At 67.9% G+C, this 4,845-nt stretch carries 6 protein-coding genes; 4 read left to right on the forward strand and 2 right to left on the reverse strand.

Going from position 1 to position 4,845, the window contains the following annotated elements:
- A partial coding sequence (locus tag VGB60_RS02900) for a flagellar motor protein MotB (protein WP_331036783.1) occupies positions 1 to 149 on the reverse strand: 149 nt, incomplete at its 3' end.
- 112 nt (positions 150 to 261) lie between these two features.
- On the opposite strand from VGB60_RS02900, the gene VGB60_RS02905 reads away from it, so the two are divergent.
- From VGB60_RS02905 to VGB60_RS02915, 3 genes are read left to right on the forward strand one after another with little or no spacing between them, the layout of a single operon-like run.
- Positions 262 to 759: a flavin reductase family protein gene (locus VGB60_RS02905; RefSeq protein WP_331036778.1), complete on the forward strand. Its 498-nt coding sequence runs from the start codon at positions 262 to 264 to the stop codon at positions 757 to 759.
- Positions 756 to 1,646, forward strand: coding sequence for an NAD(P)-dependent oxidoreductase (locus tag VGB60_RS02910; RefSeq protein WP_331036779.1), 891 nt, complete (start codon positions 756 to 758; stop codon positions 1,644 to 1,646). Before VGB60_RS02905 ends, VGB60_RS02910 begins: the two co-directional genes overlap by 4 nt.
- 41 nt (positions 1,647 to 1,687) lie before the next feature.
- Positions 1,688 to 2,113, forward strand: coding sequence for a hypothetical protein (locus tag VGB60_RS02915; protein WP_331036780.1), 426 nt, complete (start codon positions 1,688 to 1,690; stop codon positions 2,111 to 2,113).
- A gap of 67 nt (positions 2,114 to 2,180) precedes the next feature.
- On the opposite strand, the gene VGB60_RS02920 is transcribed toward VGB60_RS02915, so the two are convergent.
- Positions 2,181 to 3,011: a serine protease gene (locus VGB60_RS02920; RefSeq protein ID WP_331036781.1), complete on the reverse strand. Its 831-nt coding sequence runs from the start codon at positions 3,009 to 3,011 to the stop codon at positions 2,181 to 2,183.
- An 86-nt stretch (positions 3,012 to 3,097) separates the two neighbouring features.
- On the opposite strand from VGB60_RS02920, the gene VGB60_RS02925 reads away from it, so the two are divergent.
- Positions 3,098 to 4,845 (forward strand): S9 family peptidase (locus tag VGB60_RS02925; RefSeq protein ID WP_331036782.1); only part of this gene is annotated, 1,748 nt, incomplete at its 3' end.

Consider the following 4,845-nt stretch of genomic DNA (forward strand, 5'->3'; position numbering starts at 1 on the left):
GTCGTGTTGATCAGCCACATCAGCAGGAAGAAGGCCATCATCGCCGTCACGAAGTCGGCGTAGGCCACCTTCCACGCGCCGCCGTGGTGGCCGTGACCGGCGACCTTCTTGACCTTCTTGATGAGGATCGGGCGATCGCTCATGGACATGGTGCGGCCTCGGCATTCGAACTGATCCGGACCATCGCCGCTCAAGGTTAAGGCGGCGTTTCCCATACCGTCGCCCTTGCCCGACAGCGGGGCCTCGCATAGTCGTCAGACGGTGAGCGCCCCGACCGACACCGCCTTCGACACCGCCGCCTATCGCCGCGCGCTGGGCGGCTTCGCCACCGGCGTCTGCGTGGTGACCGCGCAGACGGAGGAGGGGCCCTACGGCATCACCGTCAACTCTTTCACCTCGGTGTCGCTGAACCCGCCGCTGGTCCTCTGGTGTCTGGACCGGGCGTCGGATCGCCATAACGCCTTCGCGACGGCCGAGCGCTTCGCCGTTCACATGCTGCCGGTCGAGGATCGCGAGATGTCGGACCGCTTCGCCTGGGGCGTCTGCCGGCTGTCGTCGGACGAGTTCGACAGCTCCAGCCCTGAGCCGCCGCGGTTGAAGAACGCGCTGACCCGGCTCGACTGCGACGCCAAGGACCGGATCGTCATGGGCGATCACCTGACCATCGTCGGCGCCGTGCGCGGGTTCGAAACCCGGCCGGGTGCGGCGCTGACCTATTATCGCGGCCGCTACGGCGTGGCTCTGGAGCCCGGCGCATGAAGATCGGTTTCGCGGGGCTCGGCGTCATGGGTGCGCCGATGGCGCGTCATCTGGTTCAGGCGGGACATGAGGTCGCCGGCTTCAACAGGTCGCCCCAGAAGGCGCGCGTCTGGGCTGAGGCGACCGGAGGTCGGTTCGCCGAAACCGTGGTCGAAGCCGCCACGGGCGCCGAGCTGTTCGTGCTGTGCGTCGGGAACGACGACGACGTGCGCCAGGTCGTCGCCGACGCGCTGGCTCACCTGGCGGCGAAGGCCGTCATCGTGGACCACACGACGACCTCTGCGCGAGTCGCCCGCGAGATGGCGGCGCTGGCCGAAGCGCAGGGCAGGCGCTTTATCGACGCGCCGGTGTCCGGCGGGCAAGCCGGGGCCGAAAACGGGCAGCTGAGCGTCATGGCCGGCGGGGACGCGGTGGCGCTTGCGGCAGTCGAACCGGCGCTGATGGCGTATTCCAAGGCGGTGAAGCACATGGGCCCGGCGGGCGCGGGCCAATTAACCAAGATGGTCAATCAGATCGCGATCGCCGGGGTCGTGCAGGGGCTCGCCGAGGCGGTGCATTTCGCCCGGGCCGCGGGGCTGGACCCAGACGCGGTCTACGAAGCGGTCTCCAAGGGCGCGGCCCAGTCGTGGCAGATGGACAACCGCTGGAAGACCATGGCCGAGGGCCGGTTCGACTTCGGTTTCGCCGTTGACTGGATGCGCAAGGACCTCGGCCTGGTGCTGGACGAGGCCCGTTCGAACGGCGCCCACCTGGCGCTGACGGCGCTGGTCGATCAGTTCTATGCCGAAGTGCAGTCCATGGGGGGATCGCGATGGGACACCTCGAGCCTGGCGGCGCGCCTGAACCCACCGCCCGAGACGATGTCTGGGCGGTCTGGCGAAGTCTGAAGACCTATTTCCCGACCTGGAGCCTATTGCCGTCCAGCTTCGTGACGCCCGGCGCGTGGGGCTACCTCGGCAACGACTTCATCAGCGGCTTCCGCCGCAACAGGTCCACCAACCAGGCCTTTGCGCTTCTGGACGGCGTACCAGACGCGCAGTTCGACGCGCTTTCCGCACTGGCCAATCTCAACGCTCGGCGGCAGGACCAGATGCTCCGCGCCGTCATCGTCGCTTATCTCACCGTGCCTCTGTCGGGCGTGGCGATCTTCGCTGAAGTGGCCGGGGGATCGTTGCTGACCTTCATCCGCGAACATCCCGAATTCGCCATCCAGATCGCCATCACCGCCACGGCTGCGCCGCTGGGGTATTTCATGAGCCACTGGCGGTCGCGACAAATCGTTGCCGTGCTGGACCTGATCCGGATCGAACGCGGGCAGTCGCCGTATACGGCGCTGGAGCTGCGGAATGAGTAGCGGCCCGGACGGACCACTACGATCTAATTTCGCATAATATATCTTATGCGCGTTCTTGATCCCGCTGTCAGGGCGCGGTTCGCCCCACTCTTGGCGCGTCTAGCAAGGCGATGGCGTCCCGCACATAGCTGGCGTGCGCCACCAGGCCGATCCCCAGCGGCTCGTCACCCGGCCGAACCTCGGACGTGAGCACGCCGGCGATGAACGGATGATCCGGCTGGACGGTGCCCGGAAGCTTCCGGGCCGCCGGCGTCCAGAACACCGGTCCACCCGAGTTCCCCGGAAAGACCGGGAAATCAAGCAGAAACACCGGAAAGCTCTCGATTGGAGTCAGTGGCCAGGACGCGACGCGCCCGACCCGCAGGATCGGAAAGCCCGCCGTGTTGGAGGCGTAGCCGCGCGGGAATCCCAGCGTCAGCAGTTCGTCACCCGGCCCCACCTGCCATTCGTCCAGCGAGGTACGGTCCGCGAGCCAGGCCAAGGGGATGGCGGCGCGCGCGAACGCCGGAGGGGCGGAAATCTCCATCACGGCGATGTCCCGGTCCGGATGCCGAGTCCAGACCGGCTCGCCGGCCTCGTCCCTAATCCTCAGCGGCTCGGGCGCGAAGCGCCAGCCGCCGCCGGGCTGTTCGAGCCGCCAGCCGATCCGCGCTTCCGGGCGCGTCATTCCGCCGAGCACGTGGTGGGCCGTGACCAGCACTGTTCGCGGCGTTCCATCCGGCCGCGGAGCCTCGATCAGGAAGCCGGTCCCGACACGACGGGTGCCGTCGCCGTTCATCTGATCGACCTGAACGGTGGCGCTGATCAGGCCGACGGTCAAGTCCCATGCGGGACGGGCCAGCCCGGCCTCGGGCGGCGGGTCCTGGGGCGGCGCGGGGGGCGTCTGAAGATCGAGCATCGTCCCTATTCCTGCGCCTGCATTTGTTCATTTGACGGCGGCCCGGCGGAACGCACAAGGTCGCCGTTCGTCACCGGGGCCATGCCATGAATCGCCGCGACCTCCTCGCCACCTCCGCCGCCGCGCTCGTCACAGGAGCGCTCGCCCTTCCCGTCCAAGCCCGTCCAGCCGGAGCCTCAATGCCCCAAGGTGCGCCCATCCCGCCCGTCGCAAAGAAGATCCCGGTGACCATCGAGCAGCTGGGGCGGGTCCGCACCGACGACTATCAGTGGATGAAGGACGACAACTGGCAGGCCGTCCTGCGCGATCCGACCGTCCTGCGGGCCGATGTCCGCGAACACCTGGTGGCCGAGAACGCCTATCGCGAGGCGATGATGGCCTCAACCCTGCCCCTGCAGGCGCAGATGTTCGAGGAGATGAAGGGTCGGATCAAGGAAGCCGATTCCTCGGTCCCCTCCCCCGACGGCGACTGGGAGTATTTCGTCGAGTACCGCACCGGCGATCAGCACCCGCGGTACATGCGCGTCGAGCGCCAAGGAGCCTGGATCGCGGACGGCCAGCGGGTGACCAAAAACTTCGTCGTCGCGCCGACCCCTCAGCTGCTGCTCGACGCCAACGCACTGGCCGCCGGCAAGGCGTATTCGGAGGTGTCGGCGGCCGACCACAGCCCAGACCACACCCTGTTCGCCTACGCCGAGGACGCGCAGGGCTCGGAGGTCCACCAGATCTTCGTCAAGAATCTAGCCACCGGGGCGGTGTTGCCGGACCCGATCGGCTCCGCCACCGGCGATTTCACCTTCTCTCCCGACAGTCAGTGGATCTTCTGGACCAACCGCGACGACAACGGCCGGCCTGACAAGATCTTCCGACGCCCGGCCCGCGGCGGCGAGACCACGCTGGTCTATGACGAGGCCGATGAGGGCATGTTCCTGGGCGTCGGTCGCACGGCCGACGACGCCTTCATTCTCATCTCCATCGCCAATCAGGAGACGTCGGAGGCGCGGATCATCCCCGCCGGGACGCCCACAGCCGAACCCGTCGTTCTGGACCCGCGCGAGGTTGGACGTCGCTACGAGGCGGACCACTGGGGCGACCGCTGGGTGATCCGGACCAACGCCGACGGCGCCGTCGACTTCAAGATCGTGGAGGCGCCGACGCGGACGCCCGGCAAGGCGAACTGGACGGACCTGGTCCCGCACGCGCCGGGGCGGTTTATCGAGTCCGTGGCGCTGGTGAAGGACTTCATCGGGCGGCAGGAGCGCGCCGACGCCAACACGCGCATCGTCGTTCGCGACCGCGTCGGAGCCGAGCACGAGATCGCGGTGGACGAGCCCGCCTACTCCCTGTCGCTGGGCGGGGCGTCGGAGTTCGACACCACGGTCATGCGCTACGGCTACAACTCGCCGTCCACCCCGACCTCGACCTACGACTACGACCTGAGGACGCGCGAGCGCACCCTGCGCAAGGTGCAGGAGGTGCCGTCCGGCCATAACCCGGCTGACTACGTCGTCGAGCGGCTGAACGCCCCGGCCCCCGACGGAGAGCTGGTGCCGGTCACTGTTCTCCGACGCAAGTCGACGCCGGTCGACGGCTCCGCGCCGCTGCTGCTCTACGGCTATGGCTCCTACGGGATCCCCATGGCGGCCAGCTTCTCGACCAACCGGCTGTCGCTGGTCGACCGGGGCTGGATCTACGCCATCGCCCACATCCGCGGCGGCTCGGACAAGGGCTGGAACTGGTTCCTGAACGCCCGCCGCTTCACCAAGAAGAACACCTTCACCGACTTCATCGCCGCGGCGGAACACCTGATCTCGAGCGGACACGGCAAGGCCGG

Source organism: Brevundimonas sp. (genome assembly GCF_036399195.1).
Classification (GTDB): Bacteria; Pseudomonadota; Alphaproteobacteria; order Caulobacterales; family Caulobacteraceae; genus Brevundimonas.

Bases quoted from the DNA above. Each gene is read 5' to 3' on its own strand.
- VGB60_RS02910 (WP_331036779.1), top strand. From the start codon at position 756: ATGAAGATCGGTTTCGCGGGGCTCGGCGTCATGGGTGCGCCGATGGCG.
- VGB60_RS02920 (WP_331036781.1), bottom strand. From the start codon at position 3,011: ATGCTCGATCTTCAGACGCCCCCCGCGCCGCCCCAGGACCCGCCGCCC.